13 protein-coding genes are annotated in these 17,020 nt (G+C 56.2%); 3 read left to right on the plus strand and 10 right to left on the minus strand.

Annotated features, from left to right (window positions below):
• Positions 1-9: 9 nt before the first annotated feature.
• The 3 genes from ABD796_RS00180 to ABD796_RS00190 are packed head-to-tail and all read right to left on the minus strand — an operon-like array spanning position 10 to position 4,048.
• Positions 10-1,329 carry an ABC transporter substrate-binding protein gene (locus tag ABD796_RS00180; protein ID WP_344900996.1) on the minus strand — a complete coding sequence of 440 codons (1,320 nt, stop codon included), beginning with the start codon at positions 1,327-1,329 and terminating at the stop codon, positions 10-12.
• Positions 1,330-1,389: 60 nt separating this feature from the next.
• On the minus strand, positions 1,390-2,343 hold the full coding sequence (locus ABD796_RS00185) for a carbon-nitrogen hydrolase family protein (protein WP_344900999.1): 954 nt from the start codon (positions 2,341-2,343) through the stop codon (positions 1,390-1,392).
• A gap of 25 nt (positions 2,344-2,368) precedes the next feature.
• Entirely contained in the window at positions 2,369-4,048 is a 1,680-nt protein-coding gene (locus tag ABD796_RS00190; protein ID WP_344901002.1) for an extracellular solute-binding protein, read from the minus strand.
• A gap of 291 nt (positions 4,049-4,339) precedes the next feature.
• Between ABD796_RS00190 and ABD796_RS00195 the strand changes: the two genes are divergently transcribed.
• On the plus strand, positions 4,340-6,589 hold the full coding sequence (locus tag ABD796_RS00195; RefSeq protein ID WP_344901005.1) for a helix-turn-helix domain-containing protein: 2,250 nt from the start codon (positions 4,340-4,342) through the stop codon (positions 6,587-6,589).
• A 944-nt stretch (positions 6,590-7,533) separates the two neighbouring features.
• Here ABD796_RS00195 and ABD796_RS00200 read toward each other — a convergent pair.
• From ABD796_RS00200 to ABD796_RS00215, 4 genes are read right to left on the minus strand one after another with little or no spacing between them, the layout of a single operon-like run.
• The gene (locus tag ABD796_RS00200; RefSeq protein WP_344901008.1) at positions 7,534-8,652 is read right to left on the minus strand and encodes a YeeE/YedE family protein; all 1,119 of its coding nucleotides are present in this window, start codon (positions 8,650-8,652) and stop codon (positions 7,534-7,536) included.
• 32 nt (positions 8,653-8,684) lie between these two features.
• Positions 8,685-8,945, minus strand: a complete 261-nt coding sequence (locus tag ABD796_RS00205) for a sulfurtransferase TusA family protein (RefSeq protein WP_344901011.1) — start codon at positions 8,943-8,945, stop codon at positions 8,685-8,687.
• The gene (locus tag ABD796_RS00210) at positions 8,942-9,337 is read right to left on the minus strand and encodes a rhodanese-like domain-containing protein (protein WP_344901014.1); all 396 of its coding nucleotides are present in this window, start codon (positions 9,335-9,337) and stop codon (positions 8,942-8,944) included. The genes ABD796_RS00205 and ABD796_RS00210 overlap by 4 nt, the downstream gene beginning before the upstream one ends.
• 19 nt (positions 9,338-9,356) lie before the next feature.
• Positions 9,357-10,322, minus strand: a complete 966-nt coding sequence (locus tag ABD796_RS00215) for a sulfurtransferase (RefSeq protein WP_344901018.1) — start codon at positions 10,320-10,322, stop codon at positions 9,357-9,359.
• 129 nt (positions 10,323-10,451) lie between these two features.
• On the opposite strand from ABD796_RS00215, the gene ABD796_RS00220 reads away from it, so the two are divergent.
• The gene (locus tag ABD796_RS00220) at positions 10,452-11,525 is read left to right on the plus strand and encodes a beta-propeller fold lactonase family protein (protein ID WP_344901021.1); all 1,074 of its coding nucleotides are present in this window, start codon (positions 10,452-10,454) and stop codon (positions 11,523-11,525) included.
• A gap of 4 nt (positions 11,526-11,529) precedes the next feature.
• Here ABD796_RS00220 and ABD796_RS00225 read toward each other — a convergent pair whose 3' ends face one another.
• A complete protein-coding gene (locus tag ABD796_RS00225; protein WP_344901024.1) occupies positions 11,530-11,979 on the minus strand; it encodes a hypothetical protein in 450 nt (149 codons plus the stop codon).
• Here ABD796_RS00225 and ABD796_RS00230 point away from each other — a divergent pair.
• Entirely contained in the window at positions 11,887-12,642 is a 756-nt protein-coding gene (locus tag ABD796_RS00230) for a helix-turn-helix domain-containing protein (RefSeq protein WP_425566838.1), read from the plus strand. The genes ABD796_RS00225 and ABD796_RS00230 overlap by 93 nt on opposite strands.
• Positions 12,643-12,759: 117 nt before the next feature.
• Here the strand turns inward: ABD796_RS00230 and ABD796_RS00235 are convergent, their stop codons facing one another.
• Complete coding sequence (locus tag ABD796_RS00235; RefSeq protein ID WP_344901043.1) at positions 12,760-15,600, minus strand: stalk domain-containing protein; 2,841 nt, start codon at positions 15,598-15,600, stop codon at positions 12,760-12,762.
• Between the two features lie 85 nt (positions 15,601-15,685).
• Positions 15,686-17,017, minus strand: a complete 1,332-nt coding sequence (locus ABD796_RS00240) for an ABC transporter substrate-binding protein (protein WP_344901046.1) — start codon at positions 17,015-17,017, stop codon at positions 15,686-15,688.
• Positions 17,018-17,020: the final 3 nt, after the last annotated feature.

Genomic DNA, 17,020 nt, shown 5'->3' on the forward strand with positions numbered 1-17,020 from the left:
CAAATCGTCTTATCGGCTCAGCACCTTCTGGATTTCCTGGTTCATCTTCTCGTCGGCTTCCCGCAAAGCGGTGTTGACATCTTTGCCGTCATAAAGCATCGACTCGAACGCTTGGATGGCGATCGTGGCGGCCGGCAAGTTTTTGAACGTCTGCAGGACCGCCAGCTTCGGCTTCGTGAAAGCGATTACGTTTTTGGATTGGAATCCGGTTACATTTTGACCGAACTCGTTCTGTATTTTCGTATCCTTCAGTACCGACAAGCGCGCGTTGCGCGACATGAGCGACTGCACCTCGTCGGACAGCACGACGGAAATCACCTGGAACGCCGCTTCCTTCTGCTTGCTTTGGGACGTCACCGCCAGCACGAACGAATCGACCCGCTGGCCGACGCCGGGCGCTTTCGGATTTTGCGGATACGTCACGACGTCCCAATTCAGGTCTTTGACGTCCAGCATGTTTTTCAGCGTAGAGGTCGAGCCGCTCATCATCGCGAGCCTGCCTTCGTTGAATTCCTTCGTGTAGTTCGTGCCTTTGGGCGCATAACCCGGGATTTTGTACAGGTCATACCACATTGTAAATAAGTCTTTCCAGCTGTCGCTCTGAAAAACGGCTTTGTTTGCCTTGAAGTCCGCCCAAGGCAGGCCGATCTGATAGGCGCCGCGGTAAACGCCGTCCGGCCACAGACCCCAATACTGCACGCCGCCCTCGCTGCGCGTCAGTTTGACGGCCAGATCGCGCGTCTGCTCCCAGGTCATACCGTCCTTCGGAAACGGCACGGCTAGCTTGCCGAACAAATCCTTATTGTAAAACAAGGCAAAGGACTGATTGAACATCGGCAAGCCGGCCAAATAATCGAGACTGCTGCCGATCTTGATCGACTCGATGAACTCCGGCTGAATCCGGTTCAGGTCGAATTTGTACGTTTTGATCAATTCCTCCATATTAAAGGCCAGCTTCAGGTCGACCAGCTCGTTCATATTGAGCGGGAAATTGGCGTAAATGTCCGGAATGTCTTTGGCGGCCACAAGGTCGGTCAGCGTCTTGCCTTTCTCTGCGGTATCGATCATTTCGATGCGAATGTGCGGATACAGCTTGGCGACCGGATCAGCGATGTACATCTTGATCTCCTCCGGGGTCAAGGCCGCCTTGTTCGCGGCAATGCGCACCGTAACCGGATCCGGCTTGGCCGAAGCGTTCGGTGCCGTGCTCTCCTGCTTCGCAGCCGGCACGTCCGCCGGCTTCGCTGCGCCGCCTCCCGTGCAGCCGGCGGTAAGGGCGGCGAGCATCAACATAATGGTAGCGCTTTCATAATTAATGAAATTCCGCACATGCATTCCCCCTATGGTTTTGTTGCTGAAATGGTTCTTTGTACGACGTTTTCCGACGCCCTACTCCTCCAGATTGCCGGAGGCGCAGCGGTGCTCTAGCGCCCTTTGCCAATAATCGTCGAGCTGCTCGAGGCCGAATTCGCGGATCAGCTCGTTAACGGTGAACTCGTCGGTTTCGCTGGAAAGCAGAACGGAACCGAGCAGTCCGGGATCGTGTATGCGGATTTTGTCCCCGTACTTGTTCTTCATGCGCCGGAAGTGGGCGCCGTTGTAATCGATATGAATGACCGCGCAATCCAGATTGACCGTGGACGTGACATAGTGATAGTAATTCGTGCTTGTAGCGATAATCTCGCCCACCGGCGACAGGATCGAGCTCGGCGCATGGGTATACACCGAGCCGGCGAAATGGGCGCGGCAGCTGTACGCCCAATATTGCTGCATCAGCCCTCCGTGATACGCGGACGAGAACAGAATCAGATCGGGCCGCTGCCGCACGTATTGTTCCCGCAGCCGGTCGAAGTTCAAGTCGAAGCAGATGGCACAGGCGACCGTGCCGAAGTCGGTTTGAAAGACGGACGCGTCTTTGCCATAAAGCATATCCGCCTTCGTCCTTTCGCTTTCGACCAGATGGTTCTTGTTATACACCCCGGCTACGTTGCCTTGACGGTCCAGAAGCTGCGTCGAGTTGCGAAACGAGCCGTCCGGCAGCTCCCGTATGGCGGAATAAGCGATATAGCAGCTATGGCTGGCGGCCACTCCGGCGAAATAATCGCGAATCCGGTCGCCCCGGTGCCGGTAATAGGCCGTTCTTCGCTCCAGCGGGTAGCCGGAGCTCTCCGGCCGGTCGCAGCATTCCGGCAAGACGATGAGATCGGGCTGGTCCGGCAGTACCTGCTCCAGCTGCGTCTCCCAGTAGCGAATCATGCGCTCGACCGTCTCTTCCAAATCGGTTTGCGGATCGACTCTCAATTGCGGAGCCGACAAACAACTGATTTTCACATATCGGGCCATCCTATTCTTCCTCCTATCGCCATCCTCAACCTCCGGCGTTATTCGTATTCGCCCACTCGTTGACTTCCTTCGTTATCTCGTCGCCGCCGAGACGTTTCCAGTCTTCGACGAACCGGTCGAAGTCGTCCAAGGGGGCGCCCATAATGATTTTCGTGAATGCGTCTTCTTCCAGCTTGGACAAGTTGATCTGCCTCTGCGCCATCGTTTTGGTGGGCGAACCGTAGAAGCGGTTCGGCAGCATTTGTCCGTTCCGGACATAGTCCATGATGACGGTACCTCCGCCGGCAAGGCCGTTGCGGGCGATGACGGTCCAGTCCGTCGACCTGCCGGTCAAATAATCTTGGATTTGCCCGTATTTTTCCCGCTCCTCGGGCGTCAGAGCGGCTCGTTCCGTCTCCGTGGGCGGGGTGCCGCGAGTCAGGAACGGCTCGAGATGGGCGGAAATCTCGGCGTTTTTATACGATTTGTACAGCTTCACTGGCGCCTGCATCCATACCGACGTCCGTGTGTCGATATCGTAGTTGAACCGTTTGTACACTTCGTCCTTCGTATTCGTATAAAACTTGTCGACGAATTCGTCCGCCATGCGCAAAATCGCCTCAGGATGCGGGTTGCCCTTTTTTACGACCCAAAATCCCGTAACGACGTTCAGTCCGTGCTGAACCATCGTCTTCTCCGAGCCGTAGGACGGCACCGCGTAGGCGAACCAGCGGCTGTCCGGCGTCTGCTGGTAGAAGCTCGTCGCCGAAATCGTGCCGAAAGCCATTCCGAGCCGGCCGCTCCCCATCGTGTCGTATACTTTGGCCGTTTCCTTGATTCCGAACTCTTCGTCGATCTGACCGGCGAGATACATGTCCCGCAGCCGGCCGAGGGCGAATTTCATTTCCGGCTGGATGCTGCCGTAGGCTAACCGGCCGGCCGCCCGGCTGATCCAAGTGCCTTTGTACGCATGAAAGCCGTTGAAAAAGCCTATAGCCATGCCCAAGTTTTTGTCCAGACCGAGTCCGTAGGTGTCCCGCCGACCGTTTCCGTCCGGATCTCCGGCGGCGAACCTTTCGGCGATCCGCAGCAGGTCGTCCATCGTCTCCGGCTTCGGCAGCCCCAGCTTCAGCCGCCAATCCTCGCGCAGCCACAGGACGGGAACCGACTCTTTGGCTACGCCGGTGAACGGAATGCCCATCAGTTCGCCATGGATGCGGGCCGCCTCCAACACCTCCGGGCCGGCCTGTTCGATCACGGCGCGCACGGCTGGCGAGGCGTGTTGCGCATACACGGCGGTCAACGGCTCGATCAGGTCCGCACGCTGCAGCTGCGCAAGCTGAGTCAGGTTCACAATGAAGAAGTCCGGGATGTCGCCGGAGGCGATCATCTGGTTCGTCTTCTGCTCCACTTGATCTCCGGGTGCTTCCCACCGTTTTCGAACGATAATGCCCAGATTGTCGCGCAAATACCGCGTCCACTCATTGTCGTTCATATCGTCGCCTTCTCCATATACCGGCACCCCCTGCGACGTCCCGACCGTCGTCAGCTCGATTGGCGGGTTGTACTTCGCTTGTCCGTGCGGCCCGGCGCGATCGACAATAGGCGCTTCCGGCTTGATCCCGGCTTCGTCCGCGCAGCCAGCAAGCCCCAAGCAGACAATCGCCGCCATCGCCCCGTGCGCCAGAAGACGCCTTCCCGATCCGCAACCTTTCGCTCCTCTCATGACCCTCTCTCCTTTTCCCACGCCCGGAAAACGGCACCCGCAGACCGAACACGTTGAAGGCGGCGGCTTCCCGGCATAATCCCGGGAAGCCCTGCCTCCACCATAAATCGCCGCGGGATGTCGCGCCAGTAACGTATTTTGTATTCCTTAGCTATTGTTGTCGCAAGTGAAAAATGGTGAACTTGTGCATCAAATGTAAATCGGGAATGACTTGACGCCGTATCTCCCGCGTAATACGATTGTTTAGATGGGCAGTAAACGTTTTCAAAAATAGCGCAAGGAGGAACGGCTTTGAGAGCGAATTCGCTGTTTACGAAGCTGCTGGCCGGTTTTCTGGCCGTTATCGTTCTGTTGCTTTCCTTCAATGTGCTATCGTACACCTTTTTTTATCGCAACCTCCGTCAAGAAATCACGACCAACAGCACTCAAAACCTGAACCATATCGTCGAACAATACGAGAAGCAGTTCCAGACGGTGCAGTTGATGCTAGTCGGGCTTTTTTTTCACAACCAGCTGACGTATTGGCAGGACCCCGACCGTTCCTTGGCGAACGATGCGGTCAACCAGCTTGTCAGGCGTATTAGAGATATTCGCGAGAACGAGATGCTGTACCTTCAAGATTTGATCATTCAATACAAACAGGGCCATTTTCTGATCCATCAGGGAGGTCCCGACCGGCTCGATTCGCTTTATGTCCAATCGTATCGCAGCGAGGCGTACGGTCCGGAGTTTTGGCGGAAGCAGTTCGATCTGCGCTACCAGATGCGGGTATATGCCGCAGCCGACTTCTACAATTCGCAGAACAGCCCGATCGGCCGCTTGATCCCGTTTGTCCTCAAATCGACGACCAACGAAGATATTTATATTACCGCGCTGCTCGATGCGGATAAAATGTTCGGAGCGTTCAGCAGCATCGGCCAAGCGCAGCTCCATCTCATCGGTTCCGACAGGAGTCCAGTATTCCGCTCCGCCGCCGCTTCGGCTCTGCCCGCGACGCTGCCCGCCGGACTAGACGGAACCCGCGACTACGTCAAGGCCGACCAGTCTTATTATTTTTACCGCAAAGGTGCCGTCACCGGCTTGTCGTATATCCTTGTCATCCCGAACGCCGATATATCCGGCCAGATGTCCCGGATCAATGTCATGCTGTCTGTGCTGCTCGTGTTGGCGCTCGTTGTCAGCATCACGCTGTCCGTCTTCGTCAGCATCCGCTTCTATACGCCGATCCAGAACATCATCCAGACGATTCAGCGGGCCAGTCCCGAGCCGCTGCTGCCGGCCCGCGGTAAAGGCGACGAACTGCATTTCATCGACCAGAATATCAAGCAGTTTCTGCGCGCCAACCGGACTTCCGGCCGTGATCCGCAGCTGCCGCCCGCAGAAGGATACATACGTAAGCTGAACAGCGTTTACGCGCAGCCGAACGATTTATCCGCCGAGCATCCTTACTATATGATCGTATTCCGTCTGTCGATGACGCGGCAGTTCCGCGAGCTGCATGCCGCCGAGCAGGACAAAGCGGCGCGCTTCATTAAGGAGTTCATCAGCGTGTCCATGGCCGAGACGTTTCCCGAATCGGTTACGCTCTTGGTGGAGAAAGACCGGCTGTTGTCCCTCCTGTTCACGGACAAGGACGTGCAGGACGTATGGAAAGTGTTGGAGAGACTGAGGCTAACGTTCGACCGGGACAAGGAATACTGCTACCTGACGCTGGCATTCCGTCCGCAACTGCACAGTGCGGGACCGATCGGAGATACTTACGGGGAAATGGCGGAAATGGTCGGACGCCGCAAGCTGCTTGGCGAGACGCAGATCTTGACGTCGCTCGGGCCGGAGCCGCTGCATGCCGGATTTCCCCCGGCGCAGGAGCAGGAGCTGTATGCCAACCTGCAAGCCGGGCAAGGCGAGCGGGCCACGATGCTGCTGAATCGCATGCTGCAGCGAATGAGCAAGGAAGGGGCAACCGGCGAGCAGATGCTTGCCTGCGCCAAGGAGGTCGTGGCCAAGACGGTCAAGCTGATGGCCGCCGCCAACGTGGAAATCGGCGCCGTCCTCGACCGGCTCTCTCCGTACCCGGAGCTGAAGGAATGCGCCACCCTCGAAGAGCTTCAGCAGCTCCTCGACCGTTTCGTCCGTTACGCCGCGGGCAAGCTGGCCGACAAGAAGGAAGAGAAGGACACGATCGTGGAGTTCGTCACAGACACGATCCGGCAGCGGTACAACGAGGACTTGTCGCTGGATAGGATCGCCGACCGGCTCGGGCTTACCCCCAGCTACGTATCGCGTTACATCAAGGAAAAAACCGGCAGCAATTTCTCCGACCTTCTGAACGAGGTGCGCATCAAAAAGGCCAAGGAGCTGCTGGGCAGATCGAACGTTCAGGTGCGCGATATTGCGACGCGGGTCGGGTACGTCAATGTCACCTCGTTCATCCGCATGTTCAAAAAAGTGACCGGTTTGACGCCTAGCGATTACCGCAAGGCGGAAATTGCCGCAGAGCCGGAGAGCGGCGGACAGCCGGGCGGCCGTACGCACGCCTAAAGCTGCAAAAGCAACCCCCGTAGCACGTAATAGGCCCGCTTTACGTAACAGGCCCGTGTTTCGTAGCAGGTCCGTGCGTTAGCCAAAGCAAAAGCTGCTGCGCCGAGGGTCATCCATACGCCAAGCGGCCTCTCCCGGGGCGCCGAATGCGTAGTGTGCGAAAGAGCGTTATTCCCCCTAAAAATGCCAGTTTGCCGCGTCCTAATGCTCAAAAGAGCACTAACTCCGGGCCACGGGCCCCCATACCCCCCGTTTCGGCCGGGGTCCTGACTCCGTAGTGTGCGAAAGAGCGTTATTCCCGCTAAAAATGCCAGTTTGCCGCGTCCTAATGCTCAAAAGAGCACTAACTCCGGGCCACGGGCCCCCATACCCCCCGTTTCGGCCGGGGTCCCGACTCCGTAGTGTTCGAAAGAGAGTTATTCCCGCTAAAAATGCCAGTTTGCCGCGTCCTAATGCTCAAAAGAGCACTAACTCCGGGCCACGGGCCCCCATACCCCCCGTTTCGGCCGTGGTCCCGACTCCGTAGTGTTCGAAAGAGAGTTATTTCCGTAAAACATGCCAGTTTGCCGCTCCCTAATGCTCAAAAGAGCACTAACTCCGGCCCACCGGCCTCCAACCCCCCGGTTTCGGGCGGGGTGCCGACTCCTATTCCCCCGGTTTCGGCCGGGTTGCCGCCCCCCAAACCTACCGGCCGGCCCTTATGGTTTGTTCCTGGATTTCGGCAGTAGCACGAATAGGAGTGCCGCCATCGTTCACGCGAGACTGCAACGCAGAACGTAATCCATCATTAGCATTCATAACAAAAAATAAAAAAGTCTCTCCCCCGCTTCACTAGCAGAGACAGAGACTCTTTGTAACAAAAAAAACGCCTCCAGGAGCCGGCCGGCGCAAGAGGGTTGCTGCGGGCCGTGTCTCCGTCAGAAGCGGGAATTGCCGCCGCGTTATCAAGCTCCGAAGGAATCGTCCTTCCGGAACAGCATAAGCGGCATTTTGAACACATAAGCCACGACGATAAAAATACCGATGATCATACCGACCAGCACGAGCACGCTGCTGATCGAAAGCGCGCCGATGCCGGTAATGACGTTCGCGATGTTGCAGCCCGGCGCGATCCGCGACGAGACGCCCATCAGCAAACCGCCGAAAATGGCGGCAGGCAGACGCGACTTGCGCGGCAGACGCAGCTTGAAGCTGCCGCTCAGCAGCGCGGCGCTCATCGAGCCGATGACGAGAAAAATAACGAGCGTTTCTTCCGGCCCGAGGCCTACCTTCGGAAAATCGGCGAACAACGCGTTCAGGTACGTATTGTTGAAGACGAAATCGTCGCCGAATACTTGAGCCACCGCTACCGCGCCAATGCGCGTCTCCGGTCCGGTAATGCCGACATTGGACATGACCGCGAACTGAACCGTCGCCACGACGCCGATCAGAAAGGCGACCAGACGAATATCCCAATGCGATTGCTTGAACGGATTGCCTTCCCAATCCGTCAAAGCGCTCTTGATCCCCTGTCCGAAGCCGCGAATGCCGAAACGGGCGATCGAGATGGCAACCATGACCAGTACGATCAACACCGGTATCGCGTACACCGGCAGCGGCAGGTTATACAGCGTATAGCCGGAATCTGCGATGGTCAGCGGATTGAGCACGTTCCGTCCCCACGGATCGTAGACGAGAGCGAACAGCAGATTGCCGGCGATCGCGCACAGAAGCACGATCCAGAACTGCACGTAGCCCATGCCGCACCGGTACAGCGTGCCGGATCCGCAGCCGCCGGCCACCGTCATGCCGATGCCGAACAGGATGCCGCCTAGCAGGTTCCCTCCGCTGACCGGAACGGTCCACAAGTCGGCGATGCCTTTCGCGCCGGTCGTCAGCACGAGCGCCCAGCCAAGGAGCGCCGTGCCGATGAGCACGAGCACGCCGTTCAGAATGCGCGTGTCGCGGACGCTGATCCAGTCGCGAATTGAAGCGACGAAGCAGAAGTCCGCCTTTTGCAGCAAGAAGCCGTATGCAAAGCCGAAGAAGGCGGCAAGCAGGAAGACGTCCCACGTATAAGCCATGAATGCCAACCACCCTTAATTGTTTATGTGCGTTATGCCTTCTTGACGAAAATGTGGTATTGGCCTTTTTTCTTGGCGACCCCTAAAAATTCGCCGATTTTGTTCATCTTGACGGCAGCCGGTATCGTCTTCGTGGCGATGCTGTGATCGGTAATCTCAACCACGATCTCCCCGGACTTCGCTTTCTTCAAGCCTTCCAGCGCCAAATTCAGCGTATGCGGGCATACCTCGCCCACCGCATCCACGATATGATCCGGTTTCAGTTCCAGCAGTTCTTGTTCGCTCAAGCTCATTTCCCGCTCTCCCCCTTCTTGTCCTCCAAGCCGAAGCTGTCGATATCCTCCGCAGGTCCGGTCGCGATCGTGTTGCCTTCCGCAGCCCAGCTCAGCATGCCTCCGGCGAAATTGTGCACGCGGCCGAAGCCGTTGTTCTGGAAATATTTCGCCACTTCAAGACTGCGGCGTCCGCTGCGGCATACGAAGACGTATTCCCGCTCGGGATCGAGCTTCTCGGTCCAATCGATAATATCGCCCATCGGAATAAGCGGAAGGCCGCCGATGTGCGCCTCCTCGTACTCCTCCGGCTCACGGACGTCGATTACGATCGCTGCCCGCTCTCCATCCTCCAATACATCCTTCAGCTCCCGCCAATCCAGGTGGGATACATTTTCAATACGTTCAGCCATGTACGGGGTTGACCTCCTTTTACTTGACTAACGGCGCGTCGTCGGCATTGGCCCATTCAGCCATCGAGCCTTCATACGGACGAACGTCTTTGAATCCGAGCAGTCTTAGTGTAAAATAAGTGTGCGCTCCGCGAATGTTCGTCTGGCAGTAAGGAATGACGGTCTTGTCCTTGTCCGTAATCCCCGCTGCAGTGTACAACGCGGTTAAATCCTTGTAGTTCTTGAATTTCGGGATGCCGTCCGTCGGCGTAGCATCGACCGCTTGGCTCCACTCGGTATTGATCGCGCCGTTCACGTGGCCGCCGTTCTTGTTGCCGCGCAAATCTTCGCCGGTGAATTCCTTGGACGAACGCGTATCCACGACGGTGCACTGGGCCAGGTTGGCGTTCAGAAGCTGTTCCTTCGTCGTAATGAGCTTATCGTTAGGCTGGGCCGTAAAGCTCCCCTTTGCCACCGTAGGCGCTTCGGTCGATATTTCCTTGCTGGCTGTCGTCCAGGCCAGATAGCCGCCGTTCAGCACTTTCACCTTGTCCTTCAGGCCGTAATATTCCAGACCGTAGAAGATCCGGGTCGCGGAATTCCCGGCGCCGCCCTCGTCATAGACGAGAATGGTAGAGTCGCTGTTGACGCCCGCCTTCTGGAACAACTCGGTAACGGCTTCCTTCGAGGCGATCGTCGGGTTCTTGGCATCCTTCAGCAGTCCAGCGTTAACCGACACGGCCCCCGGAATATGTCCTTGCTCGTAGCCCTTGGAACGGGCGTCGATAATTTTCACGTTGGCGTCTTTCAGATGCTCCTCGACCCACTTGACGTCCGCCAGCAATTGCGCGTTCGGATACGTGTCCGAAGCCTTGGCTTCCTGCACCGCCGGCTTGGTTCCGGACGGCGTCCCGGCATTTACAGGGCTGCTCTCGGGCTTGCTGCTGCAAGCGGCCGCGATTCCCGTCAATACGATTAATGATAACAGTGCCAGCTTACTTTTCATAGAAGTTTCTCCCCTTTATCCTCTGCTTCTTGCCACAAATGGTAGTTCCCCTGTATAATACATCTATCCCTAGCGTTTTACAAGGTTTAATTTACTGGACAATCCAACAGAGTGGGGTAGAGAAATCCGATGAGAAACCGAAAGAACATCGTGGCGGCAGTCAGCTTGGCTATTGCTTTGCTGGTCGGCGGCTGCGCGATGGAGACGAAAGAACAGGCCCGAGCTCGCCTGCAGGCCGGAGGCGGCCAGACGGGCGGCGACACTTCCACCGTTCAGACGGAGGCGGGCAAGCTGACTGCCGTGCAATTTTATGTGCCTAGCGAGAAAGAAAATAATTTGTCGGTTATCGATGTACCGACAGGGAAAGTGGTCGGCTCCGTCAAGCTGTCCGAATCGCCGACGACCGTCGTCTTCTCCAGCACGATGCGGGAGGCGTACGCGGCCAATATGAACAGCAGCACCGTCTCGATTATCAATACGCAGACGCTGAAGGTGGAGAAAGAAGTTCCGGTCGGGCCGATGCCGCACGGCATGGTGCTGTCGCCGGACAACAAGACGCTGTATGTGGCCGCGGTGGCCGATCAATTCGTCTACCTCGTCGATACGAAGGAGCGCAAGGAAGCCGGAACGATCGATCTCGGAACAGGAGCGAAGACCAACTATATGAGCCTGTTCGGCGACAAGCTGTATGTGAGCGATCATGAGAACAATAAAGTGTATGTCGTGAATGTGAAAACGAAGCAGACGACGCTCACGATCCCGACCGGCAAAACGCCGCGCGCCGTCAAAGTCAGCGACGACGGCAAGAAGCTGTTCGTGCCGGCCGCCGGAGACGGCACGCTGGAAATCTACAGCACGGACACCGGCAAGCTGGAGTCGAAAATCGCCGTCGCTCCGGGCGCGACCGATGTGGTCGTCGCGGAGGACGGGCAAAGCGCGATCGTGACTTCCATGGAAGGAAATGCCGTAACGTTCGTCGATCTGGCGGGCGGCAAGCCGCTGCAAACGTTAACCGATCTGCCCGGAGCGCGGCACATCGCGTACAACCGCCAGCAGACCAAGGCTTATGTCACCTTGAGCGGCTCGAACGAGGTGGCCGTCATCGATACGCAAGCCCGCAAGCCTTTGGAACGCATCAAGGTCGGCGGAACGCCGCACGGCATCACGATCAAGGCGCTGCCCGGCATCGGCGGAAGCTGCTAAACCGTTAATCAGCCCCAAGACGCCGCCGGCGGACGGCAGACGCTCTCCATCCATTCGATTTACAAGCTGCATGAGCCGAATGCCAGTCCCGTCCATACGTCGTAGCGTGACGGCGCAAAACCTTCGAACCCGCTTCTCGGCGGTTTCGAAGGTTTTTTAATACGGCTGAAGCGGTTCGTGATATAATCAGAGAATGCTGCCCGTTTTTCACAAGTGCGAGGAGGTCTTGCCCATGCTTGTTGCGGCAAACAAGAAAATCGAAACGTTTGAAGGAAAGCGCTTTCCATTTAAAATGAGCATCCAGCGGGATCGCAATGTTCTTGTGGCTTCCCATTGGCATGAGCATTTTGAGCTTATCAAAATTGTACATGGTCCGGTTCAGATTCAAATCGATCAACATAACTTTACCGCCGAAACCGGCGAAATTTATTTTATCAACAGCTGCCAAATTCATTCCGTCACTTGTGCTCCGGGAGTCAACGGGATTATTCAAGGGATGGTGTTCGATAAAGCGCTGTTGAATTTCTTGGAAAACTCGGAAAACTTGGAAACGAGACACTTGCTCTCCCTCTTTCTTCGTTCGAACACCGTCGCCAACCGGTATGCGCACACCCATCCGCTGTGGGCGGAACTGAATACCGAGATGGAGAACGCCTACCAGGAATTCACAACGGCGCAAGTGGGGCATGAATACACCATTCTCTCCTGTCTGTTCCGAATTATTGTTCCTATGCTGCGGTTATATCAGCAAGATTTCAACAGTAACCCTCCCCGTCAGTATGCCAACCAATACATGCGGCTGAAGCCGGCCATCGACTATATGGAAGAACATCTTGCCGACAAAGTGTATATGGAATCGGTTTGCCAAAAAGTGAACATGAGTCTTTACTATTTTTCGAGCCTGTTCAAAAAAGTATTCGGCTTGCCGCCCGTTCAATATTTGATTCAGCTGCGGATCGACCGCGCCAAGCGCCTGCTGCTCGACGAGGAAAGGTCCATTTCCGAGATTGCCGAGCTTTGCGGGTTTTGCAACATTAATTATTTTGACAAAATGTTTAAGGAAAAGAGCGGGTTTACGCCCAGAGATTTTCGCAAGCGTTATGTCCGTCAGGAGTAGCTCCGGGGAATACGGTTGACCGACCTCCGTCATACAGCGCAAAAAAACGCGCGCCGGAAACGGCGCGCGGTGCGAAAAATAGCGTCCTGCCCTTCCGGGCAGGCGTGCCAAGCGATACTACTCGACGAACGTTGTCACGCTTTTCGGCGGAAGCGTGTAGGCGAAGCTGCCGCCGCCTGTCGCGTAAAGGCCGATAGGCGCAATATTTTCCGTGTCGCTCGTCCGGTATACCGAGACGGCCGATCCGGTCATCCCGTTAATCGTCACCGTTACCGGTTCGGAAGAGCTATTGGCCGCGACGAGCACCGATTTGCCGGTTGTCGTGTTTTTGGCCGCCGTCACGGTGACCTGACTATTGCCGCTTTCCGCCTTCACCTTGCGGTCCCCCGGACGAATGAAACGACTGAACTGCCCCATCGTATACAGCCTCTTGTTCACGACATAGCTGCCGTCGAACGTCAGATTGACCAGCGCTTCCCGGCGGGTGGATGACGTCTCCGCCGTCGGCTTCGTAACGAACAACCAATACAGGTACGAGCTGTACCCCTGCTCCAGCGCGGCGCTGATTTGATCGGCGACCTCGAGCGCCCCGTTCATCAAGGGATCGTTCGGAGGCGACACACTGTATTCCATCATAAACAACGGCTTGCCGAATGAGCGCAAATCGTAATTATAAACATCGTACGAATTCCACGTATAGAAGTGGGTTCCGATATAATCAAGCTTCTGGATTGCCGCCGGGTCCATCTGATTCAATAATTTCAACGTCGAGCCCAGATGACCGCCTTCGGGGGCGCCCAACCCCACGTCGATGCCATCCGTCTGGAAGGCGTCGTATACGGCCGACACTACACCGCTCATTTCCTGACCCGTATAAATCGCCGAGGCGTAGTCCATCTGCGCTTCGGGCTCGTTTTGGATACTGAGCCAACGTACATCGTATCCGTAATCTTCCTTGTAGGTTTTGGCCCAGGTCAATAAGTACTCGGCAAAATCGTCGTAATACTCCGGTTTCAGATGTCCTCCACGAATCTCGGAACCGTTGTCCTTCATCCAAGCAGGCGGGCTCCATACCGAACCCGCGAACCGCATGGCCGGATTGCGGCTAACGGCCTGATCGGCGAACCATCTCTGATGGATATCCGTATCAAAGTCCCATACTCCGGGCTCGGGCAGTATCGTAGACTGCACCGCATTTCCCGGATCGGGATCGTCCTTCCTGAACGGGTTCACCTCCAGTCTGACGATCGAGAGACCGGCTTGATCCTCCTCCATACCGAACAACCGGTCAAGGATCTGCTGTCGGGGTGTCGTGCCGATTTTCATTAAATCGTCGACCGGGCCATTGGCCGTTGCGCCGAATCCCCATATTTCTTGCTCAACCTCGCTCGTGTCCACCTCGATGACATTGACCTTCTTGGATCCGATCGTCACGATTTTGTCTTCGGCATTCCAGGAGACCGTCGCTTCCAGCGCATCCGCGACATAGGACGCCGGAATCATCGGCACCCCGTCTTTCATATATGCCGGAGCAGCTAGGGCAACATTCGCACCGTTGACTTGGGCAAAGGATTCGCCGACGGCAATCGCGCTCGTTCTTCCATTTTTCACTGCGGTCGCCGTTTGCGTCAACTCATCCCAGGTCACATCGGCTCTCAAAGCAGCGAACGTTTTGGGCAGTTGCAGGAACGGGACGCCGTTCTGGACTTCGGGCTTGGCGTTCAAGTATACGACCGGCTTGCCGTCCAAGACGATCTGCATTCCTTTGGGAGGCAGTCTCGATGGCGGGATGTCCGTCGTAACTCCGGTTTTCACGAGCTCTACATCATCGAAGTACAGATCGCCGACAACGTCGTTATATCCGGGAAGCGGCATCTGCTCGACGGTAATGCCGTAGAGGGGGTCCACCCCGACCGTATAAGGCAGCGTAATTTTTACCCAGTCCTGATCGGTGACCAAAGTCCGGTAGTTGGCTCTGTCGTTGTAGTAGGCCAGATTGCCGGTTACCGCGCCGTCGATATCGATGACGGAAATAAAGAAATATCCAGCTTTCACGGTACTCGCGGCGTTTACTTTGGCGTAGACGGATACGTCGTATTGGGTTCCCGGGGTAACATCGAGCCCTGTGAACGCATCGTTGATTTTGATCCGGTTGAAGTGCTCGGTACGCTTGCCCACTTGAAGGCTCTTGCCCCCATACACGCCGTGTACGACCGTATTGCTCAAAGACAAGCCCCACGCGGGCTGTCCGCCTCCGATCCCGATATTCGCCTGCTGCACGCTGGCGGCGTTGTCGAAGGTAATCCGCTTCGATGTCGGCGGCGGAACCTCCGCCACCTCCACATCATCGATGTTAAAGACCGGCACCGTCGCGGTCCAGCTTCCGGAGCCGATCTGCTCGACGGCAATTCCGTACAGCGTACTTCCGGTAGCCATGTACGGGAGCGTAAGCTTCGTCCATCCGTCCTGGCCGACCAAAAATTTATAATTGGCCGGATCGGAATAATAAGGCGGGTCCGAAGGCCCTCTCGTGCCCGGATACGTGACGACGGACAGGTAGAAATATCCGTTCGTCACGCTGCTGCTCGCGCCAACCTTGGCCCACATGGAGATGTTGTAATGCTTGCCTGCCTGCATATCCAGGCCGTCGAAGGCTTGCGGTATTTTCAAGCGGTTATACGGCTGCGTTCGTCCGCTGATTTTAACGCTTTTCCCGGAATCGCCCCGGTAAACGTCGGAATCCAGACTGATCGTGGACGCTCCCCCGCCGATAGCCAGGTTTGCTTCGGAAATATTCGAGTAGACGTCGAAGGAGATGCTGACGGCCGGTGGAGAAACACCCGAACCGCCCTCCTCCGCCCCCGCCGCAGAGACGAAACCGAACGTTTGCAGCAGCAGACTGAATACCAAGCTTATACGCAAATAGTGTGCATATTGCTTCTTCCATGCCTGATTCATTCGCGGAAACCCCTTTCTCTCGCCCCGAGAGATCGCTTTCAATAATGGTAGATTCAGCTTGAACATGCATACTGCGCAATTGCGTTTACTTCATCTTATTGGTTTCGATCCATTGATTGATTTTTTCTTCCGCTTCTCTCAATGCTGTGTTCAGATCTTTGCCTTTCATATAATCCTCAAAGCTCTTGAACGAGATCGTTCGTACATCCGTCGAATCATAGGGCGAGAACGGGGGTGCGGCCGGTGCGGTGCTTTTGAAAATCGACTTCAAGTTTTTCCCTTTCAGAAACGCCATATCCGCCCCAAGCGCTTCCCTCATCGCCGGGTTTTTCAACGAGGAGAACCGCGCCGTCGTGCGCGCGCTCTTCAGCTGCACCTCGTCCGAGGTCACCACGCTCAGCAATTGCGCCGCCTGTTCCTTATACTTGCTCGTCTGGGAAATCGTAAATATTTGCGCATCGACGAACGCGTAAAGGTTCGGCTTGTCCTTGTAGCTCGGGTACTGAACCAGGTCCCAATTCAATCCGTTTTTAGTCGCTTCCTCCAGACCGATATTCAGCAAATTGTTGTAAGGCAGCATCGCGATGTTCTGATCCTTCATGAACCAGTTTCGGGCCTGAAAACTGTTCAGCTTTTCCGGCATATTGTTCGGAAGGGTCCATATTTCTTTGGCTAGCGTAAAGACGGTCCGCCAGCCGTCCGTGTTGACCGACGCCCGGTTCGTCTTGGCATCGACGAGCGTAATCGCCAGCGGCATCGCCAGTCGAGCGATCGTATCCGGATCAAGCCCTTTGTAAGTGACTCCGCTTTCCACGCGAGACACTTTCTTGGCCAGGTCGATAACATCTTCCCACGTCATGCCGTCCTGCGGATAAGGAACGCCGAATTTGTCGAAAATCCCTTTATTGTAATAGTTGGCATTGAAGTGCGCAAAAAAAGGCAGCCCGTATACTTCTCCTTGCTCCGAAGAGGAGCCGGCCAGCATCTGCGGATCGAATCGGCTGAAGTCGACCCCGTACGTTTTCAGCAGTGGGGTGATGTCGCCCAGCAAGCCCAGTCTCTTGTACTTGCCGAGATCGGCGATGTTCGTGTAGAAAATATCCGGTGTCTGGCCCGAAGCGAGCAGTTCTTCGATCGTCGCCCCTTTCGCGTTTTTGACCGTCTCGATGCTGATATGGGGATACAGCTTTTTGACCGGCTCCTCGATCAGGTTGATTACGTCCTGATCGCTCAGCGAGCTGTTGGACAGGTACAGCTTCAGCGTCGCCGGAGTCGTATTGACGACCGGTTTTTTGGGAGCATCCGCAGATGCGCCATTTTTTTCGCCGCCGGCTCCCGTCGGGTTCCCCCCGCATCCGCTCACTACCGCAATTGCAGCCAGCATGGACAATGCCATTAACGACTTATTCATTCTCATCCG

The organism is Paenibacillus hodogayensis, from assembly GCF_039536325.1.
In the GTDB taxonomy this organism is placed as follows: domain Bacteria; phylum Bacillota; class Bacilli; order Paenibacillales; family NBRC-103111; genus Paenibacillus_AB; species Paenibacillus_AB hodogayensis.